Below are 19634 nucleotides of genomic sequence, written 5' to 3'. Positions count from 1 at the left end.
TTATTTGAGTATAATTTAACATACATTTTTTTGTTACCTTGCGTCTCTATTATTAAATTTAAAAATGCCTAAAAAAGTTATTGGTAGAATAGATAAAGCAGACTTTCCGTTGCTTGGTTTGTTTGATATTGATGTAAAAATTGACACCGGTGCCTACACCTCTTCTATACATTGCCATAAAGTGCATGTTGAAGATGGTGTGCTAAAATGCACGTTTTACGACAAAGGTCATCCGCTTTATAACGGTAAAGAAATTATTTTTAAAACCTATACTATTACAAAAGTTAAAAGCAGCAATGGCATAGTACAACAACGTTATAAGGTTAAAACTACCATACTTATATTTAACAAAAAGTATAAAATAAACTTAACTTTAAGCACCAGAGACGACATGAAATATCCCATTTTAATAGGGAGACGCTTTTTAAACAAAAAGTTTATAGTTGATGTCAATTTAAAAAACCTTTCTTTTCAAAATAAAGAATAAAACAACACCGAATGAATATTATAATTTTATCAAGAAACCCACATTTATACTCTACTAAAAGGCTCGTTGAAGCAGCAGTTAAGCGAAAACATCATGTCGAAATAATTGATCCCTTAAAATGTGAGATTATTATTGAAAAGAAGAATCCCGCCATTTTATACAAAGGAAGGCACCTAGAAAATATTGATGCCATTATTCCAAGAATTGGCGCCAGTGTTACCTTTTACGGAACCGCTGTTGTGAGACAATTTGAAATGATGAAAGTCTTTTCTACTGTTGAGTCACAAGCATTAGTAAGGTCGCGTGATAAACTAAGGAGTTTACAAGTGTTATCTCGCGCTGGTTTAGGCATGCCAAAAACGGTTTTTTCAAACTATACAAAAGATGTTGCTGAAATTATAAACTATGTTGGTGGTGCTCCTTTAGTGATTAAATTGCTTGAAGGCACCCAAGGATTGGGTGTTGTTTTAGCCGAAACCAATAATGCTGCCGAATCTGTATTAGAGGCGTTTAACGGTTTGCAAGCACGTGTGATTGTGCAAGAATTTATCAAAGAATCTAAAGGTGCAGATATTAGAGCTTTTGTAGTCGACGGAAACGTGGTTGGCGCTATGAAACGCCAAGGTAAAGAAGGTGAATTTAGATCAAACCTACACAGAGGTGGAAGCGCCAATATTATAGAACTATCTGATGATGAAGAAAATGCTGCTTTAAAAGCAGCAAAATCTCTTGGATTAGGTATTTGTGGTGTCGATATGTTACAATCATCACGGGGCCCTTTAATTTTGGAAGTTAACTCGTCTCCTGGCTTGGAAGGTATTGAACAAGCCACTAAAAAGGATATAGCAAAATCAATTATTAGATATATTGAACGTAACGTATAATTTATTTTTATGACTAAAAATTATAAGAAAATCATTTCTATTTTAGGTCATGACATTCCTTTAGGAGCCTCTAAAGAAATTAATTTTAATATTGCTAAACTACATACCGCGACTATAATTGAAGTTCCGGTAATTATTGAGCGGTCGAAAAAACCAGGACCGACTATTTTGTTCACAGCTGGTATTCACGGAGATGAAATTAATGGTGTTGATATTGTTCGTCAGCTAATTTCTAGAAAAATTAATAAGCCTAAAAAAGGGACTATTATATGCATGCCCATTTTAAACGTATTTGGATTTTTAAACAGTTCCAGAAGTTTTCCTGATGGACGTGATTTAAATCGCGTTTTTCCAGGTTCTGCCAACGGATCTTTAGCAAGTCGTGTAGCCAATAGATTAATGAATGAAATTATTCCAGATGTTGATTTAATAGTTGATTTTCATACGGGTGGTTCAAGTAGATTTAATGCTGCCCAAATTAGAATTGCCAAAGACATGCCTGAATTAGAAGAATTAGCTACTATTTTTGGCGCGCCTTTCACATTGTATTCTAATATTATTGGTAAATCTTTTAGGAATGCATGTTACCAATCAGGGACACCAATTCTGTTATTTGAAGGTGGTAAATCATTTTTTGTAAATGATACTATTTCTAAAATAGCTGTTGAAGGCGTTAAACGCATTTTAAATCATTTTGATATGCTAAATGCTAAGAAAAAAGTTAGCCCTCCAAAAGAGCAAACCGTTTTTGTTGAAGATAGCAAATGGGTTAGAGCCAAGCACTCTGGAATGTTTAAATCGAAAGTACCTATAAACTCAAAAGTAACTGTTAATTCTATTTTAGGTCAAATTACAGACCCTTATGGAAAAGTTCATTATGATGTGAAATCAAATATAGAAGGTTATATTATCAATTTAAATGAGGCTTCATTGGTATATCAAGGTGACGCCTTGTTTCATATAACGACAAAATTAAAATGGTAAAGGTCGGATTATGACAAAATCAGAATTACGAAAAAAATATAAAATGCTTCGTGATGATTTATCTATTGATAACCTTGAAGATTTAAGTCTGTCTATTGCGAATCAATTATTAAAAGTACCTATCTGGGAACATGTATTCTACCATCTTTTTTTAACTATTGAAGAACAAAAAGAAGTCAATACCGATTATATTCTGAATATTTTATCTGGAAAAGACAAGAACATAATCATCTCAAAAAGTGATTTTAAAACAGGCTTGATGACAAATTTTTTGTTAACTGACAATACCATTATTAAGAAAAATAACTATAATATTCCAGAACCTGTTGATGGCATTGAAATTCCATCTAACAAAATTGAGGTTGTTTTTGTGCCGCTTTTAGCCTTTGATAAAAAAGGAAATCGCGTTGGATATGGCAAAGGGTTTTATGATAGATTCCTTTCTGAATGTAACCGAGAGACTATTAAAATAGGTCTAAGCTTTTTTGAGGCTGAGGACAGTATTTTAGACATTTTAAAAAGTGATATAAAATTGGATTATTGTGTGACACCAAAAAAGGTGTATTCCTTTTAATTATTACAGCTCTCACAATACGTTTTTCTTATAAATTCATCTTCTAACAACTGAAATGTGATACCGCCATTTTCTACAGAATTAAACAATTTACAAAACCGTTCTTGATTCATGTTAAAAGCATTTAACATAACAATTCTATAGTTAAAATCTTGCGTAAGCTCCTTGTCTATTAAAGTTAGGTTTAAATAATAAAACAATAAATCTTCATCAACATCAATACTTTTCACATTGCTCTCCAGCAATTTAACCGCTAATTTATTATCTGAGTAGTAACTAAAAAACTGTGCTAAACTTAAATAATCATAATCTGATAAATGAAACTTTTTATAGTTATCATTTACAAATTCTACTGCTTTGTCTTTTTTAAGGTACTCTTTATTTTCCATTAAAGTTTCTGCTTTAATGATATTTACATTAACCAACATTCTAGTAAGAAGATTATTTTTTATACCATAACTTTTTAAAGCATTAATATCTTTTTTTAAACTTGCTTCACTAGCTTCTATAGCATTGTAACGCCACAATTTTATTTTAATAGCTACTATATTATATTTCACCATAGCATCATTAGGAACCAGTTTTTCAAGGTTTAGCAATTCATTATAAACAATTAAACCTTGTCTAAAATCTAACATGTATTTATATGCAGAGTTCTTGTTAAGTATTTTAGCAAATTTTGTTTCTTTTGGGACTATCATTTTCTGTAAAACCTCTGGTTTTACTTCTTTATACCGTATTCTTTCAAAAATAGAATTTTGGATTTCATTTGCCTCATTTACTTGTCCTGTGTTTATTGCAGTATTAAATTTTGCTAATAAATCAGTGGTCGACTGTACTTGATATTTGTCTTTCTTTTCTAACTCTAATGCAACAACTGCTATTCTATGGTTTTTAAAAATAGGTTCCATCTCTCTAGAAAGTGGCCCTGCAATTCGCTCTTTAACTTGTTCTTTACTTAATATTAAAAGGGGCCTATATTTGGTGTCCTTAATATCTTTAAGAAAATCTACCCAGTTTTCTGAAGTAGAAACAACGGTATTAATTGTTGGTTTTTGAAATGACTGTAACGCTGCCACAATACTTTTAGCTCTTAATTCCTGTAATTCTATATTTCTACTGGCCACTCCTTCTATAGAAGAATAGGCATTTATTTTGATGGTTTTAATATTAAAATCTGTTAATCTTAAAGAATCATAAATGGGTTTAATATCGGCTTGCGAATAGGTAGCTTTATTCTTTTTAAAGGGAATTTTAAACTTTAAGGTTTTATTTCTAATTACATAATTTTCATTGTCTGTCGATTTTATCTGTTTGGTATCATAGGTTAAAGAATCTAAATACATACCCATATCTAGTAAATCCCATGAATAAGAATCTAAATCGTAAATCACATAATAACGACATAAATGTTTATTACTTAAAAAAAGAATGTTGTATTCTAATTCATGATTAAGAAACTCGGCCGGAACATTACCCACATAAGTACGATATCTATTTTCTTCACTTTCCGCCTGTAACCCACTTTTTAATTCTTTAGAATAAACAGGCTTAACAAGAGTACCCCTTAATTGTGTTTTCTCTATAGATTTTAAATCACATGCATACCTATCTTTTAAAACAATCTCAATAGCCAGCCCATCCCCATCATTTTTAAATAATAAATTAAACCAGTTTTTATCATTTACTTCAAAATAGAGCTTATCATTTTCTCTTTTTATTGAAAACTTAACCTCATCAGGTTTTTTGCTGAATGCATTTAAACATTTTTGACACTCCTGATCGGTATCATTATCTGAGAAAATGATACCGTATGTATTTTGAGATATTACAAAACTAGTAGAGAAAAGTAGGAATGAAATTAAGACAAGGGATTTAACTTTCATTTTATGGTTGAGAGATTATGTTTGTTTCATAAAAATATAAAGTTAATAAATACAATCGACTTACAAAATACTTACTTGTAAGTATTTTACTTAATTTGCTTTTAACTTGATTCCTTACTTTTTAGAAAAAGCTCTTTTATTAAACACCAACAGCATTATGAATCCCGTACTAATAGCCATGTCTGCAATATTAAAAACAGGTTCGAAAAATGTAAAAAATTGGCCTCCAGCAAACGGAAACCATTCTGGTAAATAGCCTTTCCAAAGTGGGAAGTAAAGCATATCTACTACACGACCATGAAGTAATCCGTCATAACCGCCCTCTGTAGGCAGAAAAGATGCTATTTGTCCGTAACTATCATTAAATAACACGCCATAAAATACCGAGTCAATAATATTACCCAGTGCGCCTGAAAAAATTAGGGCAATAGCCAATAATAATACTTTAGGACTTTTATTTTTAGTAGCATCAATAAGCCAGTAGCCAATACCTATAATAGCTACTATTCTAAAAAGGGTTAAAACAATTTTAGCAGTTCTATCGGAAATGAAAGAAACAAAATCACTAATTTTTGTTCCCCATGCCATGCCGTCGTTCTCTACAAAATAAACTCTAAACCAATTAAATACTCGGTATTCATCACCTAAAGCAAAATGTGTTTTGATGTAAATTTTACTTATTTGATCAATTAGTAAAATTATAATAATGATTACAATAGACTTTTTTAAGGACATGTAGTTGCCGTATTCTAAAACAAAAACGCCTCAAAATTTGAGACGTTTCAAATATATATTTAATACTAATTATTGCATGTTTTTTGCTTCAATACTTAAAGTCGCATGAGGCACCAATTTTAAACGTTCTTTATTTATAAGTTTTCCTGTAACACGGCAAACTCCATAGCTTTTATTTTCTATTCTGATTAAAGCATTTTTTAAATCACGAATAAATTTTTCTTGTCTAATTGCTAATTGTGAGTTTGATTCTTTACTCATTACTTCGCTACCTTCATCGAAAGCTTTAAATGTTGGTGAGGTATCTTCTGTGCCGTTGTTATGATCATTCATATACGCACTTCGAATAAGCTCCAAATCATTTTGTGCTTTTTGTATTTTCTCTTTAATTAACTCTTTAAACTCTGCTAAGTCTTTATCTGAGTATCTAATGTTTGTGTCTCCGCCCATAATTTTAGTGTTTTTTAATAAACAACTTTGTATTTACATCATCAAAAGCAATTTCTATACCGTTGTCTATTTGTTCAATAATTTCTAATTCTTCTGTTAATGTTTCTGCCTTAATATACGACATATTCGTTTTAACAGCATTAACAATGTTTTCGTCTTTTTGAAGTAGAACGTCAATTCTATCTGTTACTTCAAAACCAGAATCTTTACGCAAGTTCTGTATTCTATTTACTAGTTCTCTAGCAATTCCTTCTTTTCGTAAATCTTCGGAAATTGTAACATCTAAAGCTACTGTTAAAGACCCTTCATTTGCAACCAACCAACCTTCAATATCTTGAGATGTGATTTCTACATCTGTGCGTTCTAAAGTAATATTTTTTCCATTAATAGCAACTTCTAAATGGCCATTTTGTTCTATTTTGTTAATATCTTCCGAAGTAAAGTTAATTACTGCATTAGCAATGGCTTTCATATCCTTTCCAAAACGCGGTCCTAATGTTTTAAAGTTAGGTTTTATCTGTTTTACAAGAATATCTGAAGCGTCTTCTAAAAGTTGAATTTCTTTAACGTTTACTTCATGTTTTATTAAGTCTGACACGGCCAAAATTTCTTCCTTTTGCTGCGCACTATTAATAGGAATCATAATTTTTTGAAGTGGCTGACGTACTTTTATTTTTTCTTTAGCTCTTAACGACAAAACTAAAGATGATATTGTTTGCGCACTTTCCATTTTACGTTCTAAAGATTTATCAACGAAAGATGCATCAAATAAAGGAAATTCACCAAGATGAATACTCTCGAAAGACTCTTTATTGGTAACCGAATTTAAATCCATATAGAGCTTATCCATAAAGAATGGTGCAATGGGAGCTCCTAACTTTGCAATGGTTAACATACACGTATATAATGTTTGGTAAGCCGAAATTTTATCGATTTCATAGTCACCCTTCCAAAAACGTCTTCTACTTAAACGCACATACCAGTTACTTAAATGGTCTTGCGCAAAATCTGAAATAACACGTGCTGCTTTGGTTGGCTCATAATCAGTATAAAACGCGTCTACTTTTTTTATTAATGTATGAAGTTCAGATAAAATCCATCGGTCAATTTCCGGTCTTTCCGCCAAAGGAATTTCATCTTCGCCATACTTAAAATTATCAAGATTGCTGTATAATGCAAAGAACGAATAGGTATTGTAAAGTGTACCGAAGAACTTTCGTTTTACTTCTTCAATGCCTTCTAAATCAAACTTTAAGTTATCCCACGGATTGGCATTGGCTATCATATACCAGCGCGTGGCATCGGCGCCATAAGTTGATAAGGTTTCAAAAGGATCAACTGCATTGCCCAAACGCTTGGACATTTTTTGTCCGTTTTTATCTAAAACCAAACCATTAGACACCACATTTTTATAAGCTACAGAATCAAAAACCATCGTAGCAATCGCATGAAGCGTATAGAACCAACCCCGTGTTTGGTCGACCCCTTCTGCAATGAAATCTGCAGGAAATGATTCGTTTGTATCAATTTTTTCTTTGTTTTCAAACGGATAGTGCCATTGTGCATACGGCATAGAACCAGAATCAAACCAAACATCAATTAAATCACTTTCGCGTTTCATTGGTTTGCCGGTTTCTGAAACTAATACAATCTTGTCAACTATATTTTTATGCAAATCTATTTTCGCATAGTTTTCTTCGGAATTGTTTCCAACTTCAAAATCTTCAAAAATATCTTTTGAAAGTACTCCTGCTGAAACAGCTTTCGACATTTCTTGTTTTAGTTCTTCAACCGAACCAATACAGGTTTCTTCCTTGCCATCTTCGGTTCTCCAAATTGGTAATGGAATTCCCCAATAGCGTGAACGCGATAAATTCCAATCATTGGCATTGGCTAACCAGTTACCAAAACGACCTGTACCAGTAGCTTTTGGTTTCCAATTAATGGTATTATTTAATGCGACCATGTTCTCCTTAACATCGGTCACTTTTATAAACCAAGAATCTAATGGATAGTAAAGAATTGGTTTATCGGTTCTCCAACAGTTAGGGTAGCTGTGTTTATATTTTTCGACCTTAAAGGCTTTATTTTCTTCTTTTAATTTGATAGCAAGTTCAACATCTACCGAACGTTCAGGTGCTTCACCATCGCGGTAATATTCATTCTTAACATATTTACCCGCATACTCTCCCATTTCTGGTCTAAATTTTCCTTGTAAATTTACCAGTGGCACTAAGTTTCCGTTTTCGTCTTTCACCAACATGGGCGGAACTTCCGGCGTTGCTTGTTTTGCAACCAGAGCATCATCTGCACCAAACGTCGGGGCCGTATGAACAATCCCCGTTCCATCTTCGGTCGTTACAAAATCTCCAGAAATAACTCTGAATGCATTTTCTGGATTATCATTTGGCAAGGCGTATGGTAATAATTGCTCGTATGTTATTCCTACTAAATCTTTTCCAACAAATTCTTTGATAATATGGTAAGGTATCTTCTTATCATTAGGTTTGTAAACTGATAATGCTTTTTGACCTTCTACCTGATTAAATTTTCCGGAAAACTGATAACGCACTAATTTCTTTGCAAGAACCACCTTTATTGGTTCAAATGTGTATTGATTAAAGGTTTCTACTAAAACGTACTCTATTTTTTGACCAACAGTTAGAGCTGTATTACTTGGCAATGTCCAAGGTGTGGTAGTCCAGGCTAAAAAATGGATATCGCCTTCATTTTTTAAAAAATCTGGCAATGAGGCTTGATTTGCTTTAAATTGTGCAACAACAGTAGTGTCGGTAACATCTTGATAGGTGCCTGGTTGATTCAGCTCATGTGAACTTAAGCCTGTTCCTGCTTTTGGGGAATAGGGTTGAATCGTATACCCTTTGTACAACAAATTCTTATCATAAATCTGCTTTAACAACCACCAAACAGATTCCATGTATTTTGGCTCATAGGTAATATATGGATCCTCCATATCTACCCAATATCCCATTTTTTGGGTAAGATCGTTCCAAACATCGGTATAACGCATCACGGCTTTTCTACATGCGGCGTTATAATCTTCTACTGAAATGGTTTTTCCTATATCTTCTTTGGTAATTCCTAGCTCTTTTTCTACACCTAATTCAATGGGCAACCCATGCGTATCCCAACCAGCTTTTCGTTTCACCTGAAAACCTTTCATGGTTTTATAACGCGGAAAAATATCTTTAATAGCACGTGCTAAAACGTGGTGTACTCCAGGAAGTCCATTTGCCGAAGGAGGCCCTTCAAAAAAAACAAATGGTTTATTGCCTTCTCTTGTGGTTACACTTTTTTCAAATACATTATTTTCTTGCCAATAGTTGAGGATGTCGCCTGCAACTTTTGGTAAGTCAAGTCCTTTATATTCAGGAAATTTAGCACTCATTATATCAAAATTCTAATCGAGGTGCGAAATTAAGGATAATTCCTTAAATGGTTAATTTTTAAGCAAAAAAAAACCAAAACAATTGCTTTGGTTTTTTTCTTATTATTTTCAATCCCTAATTATGAGCAAACAAAATATAAAAAGGAAGACTAATTTCTAAAGTATCAGGTTTACTAACTCTTCAACTTTAGAAATTAGTTGAATTTTTATGCCTTTTGGTTTTGATGTTATTTTATTATATTTTGATATATAAATACTTTTAAATCCTAGTTTTTCAGCTTCTAAAATACGCTGCTCTACTCTCTGTACAGGTCTAATTTCGCCAGAAAGTCCTACTTCGGCAGCAAAACACACATCTTTAGGTAAAAAGACATCTTCATTTGACGATAAAATAGCGGCCACAACGGCTAAATCAATGGCGGGATCATCAACGTTAATACCGCCTGTTATATTTAAAAAAACATCCTTCGCACCTAAACGAAACCCTGCTCGTTTTTCTAAAACTGCCAGAAGCATATTTAGCCGTTTGGCATTAAAACCTGTGGCACTTCGTTGTGGTGTGCCATAAACAGCGGTACTAACTAAGGCTTGTACTTCAATCATTAAAGGACGCATGCCCTCCAGGGTAGCGGCTACAGCATTTCCAGAAAGTTCTTCCTCTTTTTTTGAAATTAAAATTTCTGAAGGATTTGAAACTTCTCTCAACCCAGAACCTTGCATTTCATAAATCCCAAGCTCATTAGTAGATCCAAAGCGATTTTTATTAGCTCTTAAAATTCTGAACACATGATTTCGATCTCCTTCAAATTGCAACACCGTATCAACCATATGCTCTAAGATTTTTGGCCCGGCAATATTGCCGTCTTTAGTAATATGACCAATTAGTATAACTGGAGTTGCCGTTTCTTTAGCAAATTTTATAAGCTCTGCAGTACATTCCTTAATCTGAGAAATAGTTCCAGAAGAGGACTCTAAGTAATCGCTATGTAGCGTTTGTATAGAATCGATAACAACGATGTCTGGTTCTAAAGCTTCAATTTGCTTAAAAATATTTTGTGTTTTTGTTTCTGTTAGAATATAACAATTTGTATTGCCCGGATAAATGCGTTCCGCACGCATTTTAATTTGTTTTTGACTTTCTTCACCAGAAACATAGAGGGTTTTATAAGGTAATTTTAGTGAAACTTGAAGTAGAAGTGTACTTTTACCAATACCTGGTTCTCCGCCTAAAAGAATTAACGATCCAGGAACAATACCTCCTCCCAAAACACGATTAAACTCGGTATCAAAGGTGTTCAATCTGGATTCTTGAGTCGTATCTATATCTTGAATTAACAAGGGCTTTGAAACTCGTTTTACTAATGATGTTGACGATTTCCAAGTGCTTTTTTCTTCTTTTTGAATAACTTCTTCAACAATGGTATTCCATTCTTTACATGCCGTACATTGTCCTTGCCATTTGGCATATGAACTTCCACAATTCTGACAAAAAAATGTTGTTTTTACTTTAGCCATTTAATATCCAAAATCTGCTTTAATAGCATCCGCCTTTTCTAACATTTCATCTTTAGTAATGCCTCCTATTTCTTCAAATGAGTAACCCGATTGATAGGTTCTCATAGCCTTTTTTGGTTCTCCAGTCTCTTCATAAAATCGAGCCATGTAATAACTTCCTAAAACTGTATTTGGGTATTCATCTCTGGCTAATTTTCCTAAGGCTTCGAAATATTGAAACGTTTCATTTTTCTCAATAGCTGCTTCAATGGCTTTAAAATCATTAATTAGAACTTGTTTTTCTATACCAAATAAATCTTCTATGGTTTGATATTTTTCTAACAAATAGTCAACAGGCGATTCTTCTAACTTTAGAATTGTTTCTTTGTATTCATCTTTACTAATGGGTTGAAAAACTGAAAATATATCTTCTAATGCTTTAGGAATAGCGTGTGTTGGAACTGAATAATGAGATGCCCCCTCAAACTCATCAAAATAATAAAACAGATTGTTATTATCTATAGAGGAAAGACTTGTGTTAAAGGCTTTCGTTTCCTTTTTTATATAGGGCACATCAGTGGTTGAAGTGGCTAAATAATAAAATATTTTGTTTTCAAAAGTACCCAATCTATCAGAAACAAACGTATTCATTTGCGGAGCAAATTCTGGACTCACAACAATATAGGCTTGAAATAGAGGTTGCTGTTTTAACAAATAATAATTGATGAAATTCGCTGTTTCCCCATGACCTACAGCTACTTTAAAATTACCAACTTTATATTTATTTTGGATATATGGAATAAGTTCTGTTCCTATAAATTCAAAAAAGTTAGTTCCTGTTTCAACAGGAAGTGAATTCTGTTCAGAATACAAGCAATCATCTAATCGTTTATCTAGTTGGTTAATTCCAACAACAATTGATTCCGGCATGTCTTCCCAATAAGAAAAATAATCGACATTTCCTGCAACGGCTTCAAACATATAATCCCCATCAAGAACAATAAATAACGGGTAGATTTTTTTGTCAGTGTTATCATATCCTCTGGGTAATTGAATTTTAAGTTCTCTTGACTCTCCCAACTTATAAGATTCAAAAGGCTCATAAATAACTTGCGATTGAAAACTATTGAAAGCAAGCACTAAAAATAAAAAGCAAAAAACTGATTTCATATTAATCATTTGATAAATTACACATGGCAAGTTAACAAATAAAGCGAAAGTTTAAAAAGAAAGTATTCTAAACCTTTGAAGTTGTTTTGTCTCTATTTTTTCTGTTATAAATAGGTAAGTAAATTAGTGATAAACCACCAAAAATAATAATAAGCAGTGTTTGCGACGCCCAAATAATCCAACCAAAAGCTAGACTAGGTTCCTTGGCAATTGCAAAAATAGAAAACGCTGCGTAGATGGCAAGCGGATAGGAGCCTATACCTCCATTCGTGGCGGCAATACTAAAACTGGCTGAAATAAAACCTATTAAAATTGCTCCCATTGAAATGTCATTTAATTCTTTAATAGCAAAAGACGTCACATAAAACATGAGCACATACATACCCCAAATAAACAAGGTATGAAAAATAAAAGGCCATTTTTTTTTCATTTTAAAAATACTAAAAACCCCTTCAAATAATCCTTTTACAAAGGTTTTAATTTTTGTCGCAATTTTAGATTCACTATGTTTTATAAACTTTAAAATAATAATACCAAACAGTAACAGGATTACTGCCCCAATGATAATTTTAGTAAAGTTAAATTTGACTATTAAAAAATTATAAATAAAATCAAATTGAAGAAACAAGGTTACTAATATGATTCCCATCATCACAATAACGTCTGCAATGCGCTCTGAAACAATAGTGCCAAAACCTTTTTCAAAAGGCACCTTTTCATAATTTGTTAAAATAGAAGCTCTTGCAACTTCTCCTGCTCTTGGAATAGTATAATTAATTAAATAAGCCGCAAACACCGCCATTATACTATTGCCTAATTTAATTTTATAGCCTAATGGCTCTAGCATAAATACCCAACGGTATGATCTAGAAAGATGACTTAACAACCCAAAAAAAACACCAAGAATAATCCATTTGTAATCGGCTTCCTTTAAATACACCAATAATTCATCTAACGATACTTTTGAAAGCGCATACCATACCAAAAAGACTCCCAGTAATAATGGAAGAAAAATTTTAATATACCGTTTTAGGTGTAGAGACAAAATTTATTTCAATAAGTTGGTGGCTTCATCAGGAAATACCAAAGAAGGTTTAAACGTTTTTGCTTCTTCAATATCCATAAACGCATAGGTTATTAAAATTAAGGTATCACCAACAGAAACTTTTCTAGCAGCAGCTCCGTTTAAGGTAATTTCACCACTGTTACGTGGCCCTGGAATAACATATGTATCTAATCGTTCACCATTGTCATTATTAACAATCTGAACTTTTTCGCCTTGTATAATGTTGGCTGCTTCCATTAAATCTTCATCAATAGTGATACTACCAATGTAATTTAGGTCTGCACCAGTACATTTAACTCTGTGAATCTTAGATTTTACTACTTGAACTTGCATGTGGCAAAGATAATTAATTTAATGCGATATTATCTATTAGTCTAATATCGCTTGCATATACAGCTATAAACGCTCTATAAACGTTATTGTTTGATTTTTGTTTTACTGTTTTTAAAGTGTCAACATCCGCAATAATAAAATATTCAAGCTTTAACAATTCATGATTTTCAAAATGCTTTGTGACCCACTCTGTAACTTCATGAGCACTTTTTGTGCCAAATTGTTTTTTGGCAGTTTTTAAGGTTTGATAGATAAATGAAGCCGCCTTTCTTTCATTATCTGTCAGTCGGGTATTTCTAGAACTCATAGCAAGACCACTAGGTTCTCTCTGGATTTTACAACCTATAACTTTAACAGGTATATCATACTTTTTAACAAGTTTTTTAATGATTTGTAGTTGCTGAAAATCTTTTTCACCAAAATAGGCGTTATTTGGTCTCACTATTTCAAACAAACGCTTTACTACAGTTCCAACGCCATTAAAATGACCAGGTCTAAATTCTCCTTCCATTTTATGCTCTAAGCCATCAAAATCAAACTGTTGTGATACTGTATTTCCATCGTAAACAACATCAACCGAAGGGGCAAAAACTAAAATTTCTTCAGAAAGTGATTCTAACAAAAGAATGTCTTTTTCTAAAGTTCTGGGGTATTTTACAAGATCATCACTATTGTTAAATTGCGTTGGGTTTACAAATACACTTACAAAAACCTTATCATTATTAGCCAATGCTTTTTCAACTAAAGCTAAATGCCCTTTATGTAATGCTCCCATGGTAGGTACAAACCCAATAGTAAATTGTTTTGCTTTAAAAGCATCAATTGTCATTGTAATTTGCTCTATATCTGAAAAAACAACCATTTTTTAATAAAAAATTAACGGGTGCAAACTTAAGATTTTACATTCAATCTGCATAAAATTTTGTACTTTTGCGTGTTTTTTATTTTGATTTTTTTTAATAGAGCCTAATTCTAGAACGTTTATTTCTCGTTTTTTATGCTATTCAAATTAAAAATTCTCATTACATAAAATCGTTAAAACAACAAAATCTATAATATGAAAGATAAGAGGATATTGTATGTATCATCTGAAGTAGTACCTTATTTACCTGAAACCGAAATTTCTTCAATGTCTTTTGAAGCTCCAAGATTGGTAAATCAACAAGGAGGTCAAATAAGAATATTCATGCCTAGATATGGTAATATAAATGAGAGAAGACATCAATTACATGAAGTTATAAGACTATCTGGGATAAATTTGGTGATAAATGACTTAGATATGCCTCTTATTATTAAAGTAGCCTCTATTCCAAAAGAACGTATTCAAGTTTATTTTATAGATAATGATGAGTATTTTAAAAGAAAGGCGACATTAACAGATGAGAACGGTAATTTATTTCCAGATAATGATGAGCGCGCTATTTTCTTTGCCAAAGGCGTTATAGAAACGGTTAAAAAATTAAACTGGGCACCAGATGTTATTCACGTTCATGGTTGGTTGGCATCATTATTGCCTCTTTATTTAAAAGAATACTATAAAGATGAGCCTTTATTTAATGAAAGTAAAATTGTGACTTCGGTATACAATCAAAGTTTTGATGAAACGTTAAATAAGGATATGCTTAACAAAATTAAATTTGATAATATTGATGCCGAGAAAATAAGTGTTTTAGAAACGCCTTCATATAATAACTTAATGAAAATTGCTATTAACCATTCTGATGCTCTTATTGTTGGTTCTGAAAATATTCCACAAGAATTAGAAACCTACTTAAAAGCATCTAATAAGCCTGTTTTAGAATACAAATTTAAAGATGAATTTGGCGAAGCCTACTCGGAGTTTTTAAATTCTCAAGTATTCATTTAACATCATTATTATTCCTTTCAAAATATCTATGAAAAAAATATTTCAAGCCCTTAAATTTACTGGTTTTATAGTGTTTATTGCATTAGTAATAGTAGCATGCGATCAAGATTTCAACTCTATTGAAAGTGATGTTATTGGACAAAAAAGTTTTAATACAGATCATTATCAACTACCTATTGTTGCGTATAACAAGAAACTAGATTCTTTAAAAATTAATAATTTAAATAATACGTTATTAGGTGTTTTCAACGACCCTGCTTATGGGCAAACAACGGCAAGCATTGTTACGCAAATAACGCCAACATTATACGACCCAACTTTTGGTGGCAATCCTACTATTGATTCTGTCATTTTAAATATCCCTTATTACTCTAAAACATTACCAGAACTGGATACGGATGGAAACCTCACTTACTCAATAAGTGATTCTTTATTTGGCAGTAATCCAATTAAGCTAGCAATACATCGAAACAACTATTTTATTAGAGATTTTGATCCTAATTCAGAATCAGATATAACGCAGAATTACTATTCAAATGCAAGTGGCACTATTAATGATACCGATAATTTTGCTATTACAGAAAACGGTTCTATAAATTTTGATAATTTCAAATCTATTGAAACTATTTACAATAATGATTCTTTTTTACCAACGAGTGACCCTATTATTCTAAAATCCATTAATAGTGATGGCGCAGAAACTTTTGAAAGATTAGCTCCAGCATTAAGAGCACATTTAGATCCAGAGTTCTGGAGGTTGGCAATTCTAGAAAAAGAAGGCAGTACTGAATTAAGTAACGCAAATAATTTTAAAGATTATTTTAGAGGTCTTTTTATAAAAGCTGAAGCTATCAATAATGAGGGTAATATGATTATGCTTAATTTGGCTAACAGCAGTTCTAGTGTAACCATATATTATTCTTATGACTCTACTATAACAACTGGAGAAAGACTACAAAGTACCTATACATTTAACTTTAGCGGAAATAAACTAAATACGTTTATAAATAATTACAGTTTAGTATCTTTAGATAATGGCGACCCTACTAATGGTGACGAAAAACTTTATTTAAAAGGCGCAGAAGGCTCAATGGCTGTCATTGACATTTTGTCTGGGATGGTAGATTGTGACGGTACAGAAATTTCTGCTCTAGAATGTTTTAAGAAATCTTACAGAGCTGTAGATGAAAACGGAGAATACATTTTAGAAGATGGTAAGTTTGTCTTAAAAAAATTAATTAACGAGGCTCAACTTGTGATTTATGAAGATGAAAGTGTCGCTACTGGCGGTGATTCAGATTATCATAAATACGATAGAATTTATGCTTATGATGCAAAAAACAACATCCCTTTAATTGATTATGATTTCGACCCAACGGCAAATTCAACAGACCCTTTAAGTTCAAAATTTGTACATTTAGGACAACGCAATACAAATGACAATGGTGTTCCAAAATATAAAATACGCATCACAGAACACCTAAATAATATTTTACTAAGAGATTCTACAAATACCAAAATAGGCCTTGTACTATCAACTAATGTTAACCTAACAACTAACGCTCCTATTCTAAACAGTATGGACGGTGTTACTGGAGTTCCTGAAGCTTCAATTATTACACCAAGAGGAACTGTATTATACGGTAGTAATGAAAGTGCCCAAGAGAAAAAAATGACTTTAGAAGTTTATTTTACAGAAAGTAAGGAAAATTAAAAATATCTGCCTGTAGTAAATTATATACACTGAAAATCTCGCTTTTTTATTCCAGATTGTTGAATTTCATCGTATAAAGTGTAGCCTTTGTATAATAATTATCCATATTTAATTATTATTTTACATATTTGTCGCTGCTATTATTAACCAAATCAAAATTAAGTACTTATGTGTGGAATTGTTGGATACATTGGACCTCGAAAAGCTTACCCTATTATAATTGAAGGATTAAAGAGACTTGAATATCGCGGATATGACAGTGCTGGTATTGCTCTTTATGATGGAAAAAACCTGAATGTTTCTAAAACAAAAGGGAAAGTTGTCGATCTTGAAAACAAATTAGAAAAAGAAATGTCATCAGTTGGTCATATTGGTATAGGTCATACCAGATGGGCTACACATGGTGTACCAAATGATGTTAATTCTCATCCTCATTATTCTAATTCTGAAAATTTAGTAATTATTCATAACGGAATTATTGAAAACTACGAATCACTTCGTAAAGAATTAATCTCCAGAGGCTATACGTTTAAGTCTGATACCGATACTGAAGTTTTAGTAAACCTGATTGAAGAAGTAAAAAAGCAAGAAAATGTTAAATTAGGAAAAGCAGTTCAAATTGCTTTAAACCAAGTAATAGGCGCTTATGCTATTGCGGTTTTTGATAAAACACAACCTAATGAAATAGTCATTGCCCGCTTAGGTAGTCCTTTAGCTATTGGTGTTGGTAAAGATGAATTCTTTATAGCAAGCGACGCCTCTCCTTTTATTGAGTATACTAAAAATGCCATTTATTTAGAAGACGAAGAAATGGCCATTATAAGATTAAATAAAGATATAAAGGTTAGAAAAATTAAGGATGATTCATTAGTCGACCCCTATATTCAAGCGCTCCAAATGAATTTGGAACAGATAGAAAAAGGAGGTTTTGAACATTTTATGCTTAAAGAAATTTATGAACAACCTAAAGCAATTACAGATACTTTTCGCGGAAGGCTTAACAGAGAAGATGCTATCATAAAAATGTCTAGTGTTGAAGATAACATGAAGAAGTTTCTGGCTGCAGACCGAATTATTATTATTGCCTGTGGTACCTCATGGCATGCAGGTCTTGTTGCAGAATATATTTTTGAAGATTTAGCCAGAATACCTGTTGAAGTAGAATATGCTTCAGAATTTAGATATAGAAATCCCATTATTACAGAAAGAGATGTTGTTATAGCAATCTCACAATCTGGAGAAACAGCCGATACACTTGCCGCTATAAAATTAGCAAAATCTAAAGGGGCTTTTGTTTTTGGAGTATGTAATGTTGTTGGTTCATCTATTGCCAGAGAAACACATGCAGGCGCTTATACACATGCAGGTCCTGAAATAGGAGTTGCTTCAACAAAAGCTTTTACCACGCAAATTACTGTTTTATCTCTTATTGCCTTACGTTTAGCAAGAGCCAAAGGCACCATTACTAGTTCAGACTTCCGTCATTATTTACTCGAGTTTGAAATGATTCCTAAAAAAGTAGAGAAAGCCTTAGAATCTGACGCACATATTAAAATGATAGCCGATATTTATAAAAATTCTCGTAACTGCTTATACTTAGGAAGAGGCTATAATTTCCCTGTGGCACTTGAAGGTGCTTTAAAATTAAAAGAAATATCATATATCCATGCTGAAGGATATCCTGCGGCCGAAATGAAACATGGCCCTATTGCCTTGATCGACGAAAATATGCCTATTGTTGTTATCGCTACAAAAAAAGGACACTACGAAAAAGTAGTGAGTAACATTCAGGAAATTAAATCAAGGAAAGGAAAAATTATAGCTATCGTTACTGAAGGAGACGTTGATGTCAGAGAATTAGCAGACCATGTTATTGAAGTGCCTGAAACATTAGAATCATTAACGCCATTATTAACTACAATTCCTTTACAATTACTTTCATATCATATCGCCGTGTTGCTCGGAAAAAATGTTGATCAACCAAGAAATTTAGCGAAGTCTGTAACGGTGGAATAACTGTGATAGGCATATTTATTACAACATTTTGGAGAGGTGATTTTTACTATTAAAGTAAAAATCACCTCTCCAAAGTTTTGGCTTGCCATTAAATGAATAATTCTTAAATTTGGGTTATGCTGAATGGTTTAGTCATTATGTTAATTGTTTTTGTTTGTATTGGCATGCTTCATTTTATTTCAATGAAAATGATGAAGATTACAGAAAACAAAAAACAAAAAATCAGAAAAGTATTTTGGTATTTCTATGGAATTATTTTTATTCTAAGTGGTCTTATTAATTTACTTGAAAAAGAAGCCTTAAATTTTATATTCCTCATACAAATCATTCTCGGAACACTAATTATTATTCTAAATTTTTTAGGAAAGATTGAGACGAAACCAAATTAGATTTGCAATAACGCATTTAGACCTTTAGAATTATCAAGTTTAATGACAGCTGAATACATAAAAAAGGACAATACGGTCCTTTTTTATGTATAATTTTAACTCATTGTGTTAAAAACTCAATAAATCTCCCTATTTTTACATATATAACAAATAATTGTCGGTTTTTTTTAAGAAAA

At 32.2% G+C, this 19634-nt stretch carries 17 protein-coding genes; 8 read left to right on the top strand and 9 right to left on the bottom strand.

Translation table 11 applies throughout. The annotated features are described in order from the left end of the window. Positions 1 to 64: 64 nt before the first annotated feature. Genes AC15TD_RS03005 through AC15TD_RS02990 form a run of 4 tightly spaced genes read left to right on the top strand, consistent with a single transcriptional unit; the run spans position 65 to position 2929 of the window. Positions 65 to 487: an ATP-dependent zinc protease family protein gene (locus AC15TD_RS03005; protein ID WP_484450659.1), complete on the top strand. Its 423-nt coding sequence runs from the start codon at positions 65 to 67 to the stop codon at positions 485 to 487. 11 nt (positions 488 to 498) lie between these two features. Next, the gene (gene rimK / locus AC15TD_RS03000) at positions 499 to 1371 is read left to right on the top strand and encodes a 30S ribosomal protein S6--L-glutamate ligase (RefSeq protein WP_484450658.1); all 873 of its coding nucleotides are present in this window, start codon (positions 499 to 501) and stop codon (positions 1369 to 1371) included. 9 nt (positions 1372 to 1380) lie between these two features. Next, positions 1381 to 2355 carry a succinylglutamate desuccinylase/aspartoacylase family protein gene (locus AC15TD_RS02995; protein ID WP_484450657.1) on the top strand — a complete coding sequence of 325 codons (975 nt, stop codon included), beginning with the start codon at positions 1381 to 1383 and terminating at the stop codon, positions 2353 to 2355. A 10-nt stretch (positions 2356 to 2365) separates the two neighbouring features. After that, positions 2366 to 2929 (top strand): 5-formyltetrahydrofolate cyclo-ligase, encoded by a 564-nt coding sequence (locus AC15TD_RS02990; protein WP_484450656.1) that lies wholly within the window; start codon positions 2366 to 2368, stop codon positions 2927 to 2929. Here the strand turns inward: AC15TD_RS02990 and AC15TD_RS02985 are convergent. From AC15TD_RS02985 to panC, 9 genes are all read right to left on the bottom strand, one after another. Then, positions 2926 to 4815 (bottom strand): OmpA family protein, encoded by a 1890-nt coding sequence (locus tag AC15TD_RS02985; RefSeq protein WP_484450655.1) that lies wholly within the window; start codon positions 4813 to 4815, stop codon positions 2926 to 2928. The genes AC15TD_RS02990 and AC15TD_RS02985 overlap by 4 nt on opposite strands. Before the next feature lie 114 nt (positions 4816 to 4929). Further along, positions 4930 to 5550, bottom strand: coding sequence for a lipoprotein signal peptidase (locus AC15TD_RS02980; protein WP_484450654.1), 621 nt, complete (start codon positions 5548 to 5550; stop codon positions 4930 to 4932). A gap of 69 nt (positions 5551 to 5619) precedes the next feature. Next, the gene (locus AC15TD_RS02975; protein WP_484450653.1) at positions 5620 to 6000 is read right to left on the bottom strand and encodes a TraR/DksA family transcriptional regulator; all 381 of its coding nucleotides are present in this window, start codon (positions 5998 to 6000) and stop codon (positions 5620 to 5622) included. A gap of 4 nt (positions 6001 to 6004) precedes the next feature. Next, the gene (ileS, locus tag AC15TD_RS02970; protein WP_484450652.1) at positions 6005 to 9409 is read right to left on the bottom strand and encodes an isoleucine--tRNA ligase; all 3405 of its coding nucleotides are present in this window, start codon (positions 9407 to 9409) and stop codon (positions 6005 to 6007) included. Positions 9410 to 9565: 156 nt separating this feature from the next. Beyond that, complete coding sequence (gene radA, locus AC15TD_RS02965; protein WP_484450651.1) at positions 9566 to 10924, bottom strand: DNA repair protein RadA; 1359 nt, start codon at positions 10922 to 10924, stop codon at positions 9566 to 9568. Beyond that, positions 10925 to 12073 carry an alpha/beta hydrolase gene (locus AC15TD_RS02960; protein WP_484450650.1) on the bottom strand — a complete coding sequence of 383 codons (1149 nt, stop codon included), beginning with the start codon at positions 12071 to 12073 and terminating at the stop codon, positions 10925 to 10927. It abuts the gene before it with no gap. A gap of 67 nt (positions 12074 to 12140) precedes the next feature. Beyond that, the gene (locus AC15TD_RS02955) at positions 12141 to 13118 is read right to left on the bottom strand and encodes a lysylphosphatidylglycerol synthase transmembrane domain-containing protein (protein WP_484450649.1); all 978 of its coding nucleotides are present in this window, start codon (positions 13116 to 13118) and stop codon (positions 12141 to 12143) included. Between the two features lie 3 nt (positions 13119 to 13121). Next, positions 13122 to 13472, bottom strand: a complete 351-nt coding sequence (panD, locus tag AC15TD_RS02950; RefSeq protein ID WP_484450648.1) for an aspartate 1-decarboxylase — start codon at positions 13470 to 13472, stop codon at positions 13122 to 13124. 13 nt (positions 13473 to 13485) lie between these two features. After that, positions 13486 to 14334: a pantoate--beta-alanine ligase gene (panC, locus tag AC15TD_RS02945; RefSeq protein WP_484450647.1), complete on the bottom strand. Its 849-nt coding sequence runs from the start codon at positions 14332 to 14334 to the stop codon at positions 13486 to 13488. 195 nt (positions 14335 to 14529) lie between these two features. On the opposite strand from panC, the gene AC15TD_RS02940 reads away from it, so the two are divergent. From AC15TD_RS02940 to AC15TD_RS02925, 4 genes are all read left to right on the top strand, one after another. After that, positions 14530 to 15339, top strand: a complete 810-nt coding sequence (locus tag AC15TD_RS02940) for a glycogen/starch synthase (RefSeq protein ID WP_484450646.1) — start codon at positions 14530 to 14532, stop codon at positions 15337 to 15339. 28 nt (positions 15340 to 15367) lie between these two features. Next, positions 15368 to 17053, top strand: a complete 1686-nt coding sequence (bamH, locus tag AC15TD_RS02935) for a BamH family beta-barrel-assembly machinery protein (protein WP_484450645.1) — start codon at positions 15368 to 15370, stop codon at positions 17051 to 17053. A gap of 168 nt (positions 17054 to 17221) precedes the next feature. Next, positions 17222 to 19069: a glutamine--fructose-6-phosphate transaminase (isomerizing) gene (gene glmS / locus AC15TD_RS02930; RefSeq protein WP_484450644.1), complete on the top strand. Its 1848-nt coding sequence runs from the start codon at positions 17222 to 17224 to the stop codon at positions 19067 to 19069. Between the two features lie 116 nt (positions 19070 to 19185). After that, a complete protein-coding gene (locus tag AC15TD_RS02925; protein ID WP_484450643.1) occupies positions 19186 to 19458 on the top strand; it encodes a hypothetical protein in 273 nt (90 codons plus the stop codon). Positions 19459 to 19634 lie beyond the last annotated feature (176 nt).

The sequence above is a fragment of the Yeosuana sp. genome (assembly GCF_057126245.1).
Note: the sequence above shows the minus strand (reverse complement) of the source record. Positions and strands in the feature narration are given on the sequence as shown.

Coding starts and splice junctions, on each gene's coding strand:
- AC15TD_RS03005 (WP_484450659.1), top strand. CDS start 65: ATGCCTAAAAAAGTTATTGGTAGAATAGATAAAGCAGACTTTCCGTTG.
- rimK (WP_484450658.1), top strand. CDS start 499: ATGAATATTATAATTTTATCAAGAAACCCACATTTATACTCTACTAAA.
- AC15TD_RS02995 (WP_484450657.1), top strand. CDS start 1,381: ATGACTAAAAATTATAAGAAAATCATTTCTATTTTAGGTCATGACATT.
- AC15TD_RS02990 (WP_484450656.1), top strand. CDS start 2,366: ATGACAAAATCAGAATTACGAAAAAAATATAAAATGCTTCGTGATGAT.
- AC15TD_RS02985 (WP_484450655.1), bottom strand. CDS start 4,815: ATGAAAGTTAAATCCCTTGTCTTAATTTCATTCCTACTTTTCTCTACT.
- AC15TD_RS02980 (WP_484450654.1), bottom strand. CDS start 5,550: ATGTCCTTAAAAAAGTCTATTGTAATCATTATTATAATTTTACTAATT.
- AC15TD_RS02975 (WP_484450653.1), bottom strand. CDS start 6,000: ATGGGCGGAGACACAAACATTAGATACTCAGATAAAGACTTAGCAGAG.
- ileS (WP_484450652.1), bottom strand. CDS start 9,409: ATGAGTGCTAAATTTCCTGAATATAAAGGACTTGACTTACCAAAAGTT.
- radA (WP_484450651.1), bottom strand. CDS start 10,924: ATGGCTAAAGTAAAAACAACATTTTTTTGTCAGAATTGTGGAAGTTCA.
- AC15TD_RS02960 (WP_484450650.1), bottom strand. CDS start 12,073: ATGAAATCAGTTTTTTGCTTTTTATTTTTAGTGCTTGCTTTCAATAGT.
- panD (WP_484450648.1), bottom strand. CDS start 13,472: ATGCAAGTTCAAGTAGTAAAATCTAAGATTCACAGAGTTAAATGTACT.
- panC (WP_484450647.1), bottom strand. CDS start 14,334: ATGGTTGTTTTTTCAGATATAGAGCAAATTACAATGACAATTGATGCT.
- AC15TD_RS02940 (WP_484450646.1), top strand. CDS start 14,530: ATGAAAGATAAGAGGATATTGTATGTATCATCTGAAGTAGTACCTTAT.
- bamH (WP_484450645.1), top strand. CDS start 15,368: ATGAAAAAAATATTTCAAGCCCTTAAATTTACTGGTTTTATAGTGTTT.
- glmS (WP_484450644.1), top strand. CDS start 17,222: ATGTGTGGAATTGTTGGATACATTGGACCTCGAAAAGCTTACCCTATT.
- AC15TD_RS02925 (WP_484450643.1), top strand. CDS start 19,186: ATGCTGAATGGTTTAGTCATTATGTTAATTGTTTTTGTTTGTATTGGC.